General features: G+C 68.8%; 1 protein-coding gene and 1 tRNA gene. Both read right to left on the reverse strand.

Features of this window, described 5'->3' with window-relative positions:
* Positions 1-336 (reverse strand): class I tRNA ligase family protein (locus G6W55_RS37960; RefSeq protein ID WP_175525101.1); only part of this gene is annotated, 336 nt, incomplete at its 3' end.
* Between the two features lie 354 nt (positions 337-690).
* Positions 691-763: transfer RNA gene (locus tag G6W55_RS37965), tRNA-Ala, on the reverse strand.
* Positions 764-767 lie beyond the last annotated feature (4 nt).

Raw genomic sequence — 767 nt, forward strand, 5'->3', positions numbered from 1 at the left:
GCCGAAGGCGTCGAAGCCCAGGGTGTGCAGGACGTTGTGGCCGGTCATCCGCTGGAAGCGGGCGTAGACGTCGGTCGCGATGTAGCCGAGCGGGTGGCCGACGTGCAGGCCCGCACCGGAGGGGTACGGGAACATGTCCATGATGAACTTCTTGGGGCGGGCCACCAGCTCCGGGTCCCCGGCCAGCTCACCGGTGGGGTTCGGCGCCTCGTAGGTCCCCTCGGCGTCCCAGAAGTCCTGCCAGCGAGGCTCGATCTCGGCGGCCATCGCCGCCGTGTAGCGGTGCGGCGCGGTGGCGCCCTCCGCGGGGGACGCGGCGGAATTCGTCTCGCTCATGATCCTCAAGCTCCATCGGTCGTCTCTGCTCACGCTTCCGGCGGGGCGGGACCCCGGGGCTCCGCCCGGCGGCCGTGCCCCGGAACCGGAGCCGCCGCCCAATGAAAAAACCCCTCGCACAGGAGGGGGTGGCCGCGCTGGTTCCGGCCCCTTTCATCGGGGGACCGGCTCTTGATCAGCGCGGCTCGGTAAGCAGAAGGCGTACAGCACGCATGGCGTCAGGGTACCGCAGCGGTCACCGGGCCCGCACGGCTCGCGGGACGGGGAGGGGCATACGAAGAAGCGGGCCACCCTGTCCGGGTGGCCCGCTTCACACTTCGGTGGATGAGAGTCCGTTTCCGGATCTCTCTCCTGTGGAGCTAAGGAGAATTGAACTCCTGACCTCCTGCATGCCATGCAGGCGCTCTACCAACTGAGCTATAGCCCCTTGC

It is taken from the genome of Streptomyces sp. CAI-85 (assembly GCF_013363615.1).
Lineage (GTDB): Bacteria > Actinomycetota > Actinomycetes > Streptomycetales > Streptomycetaceae > Streptomyces > Streptomyces antibioticus_B.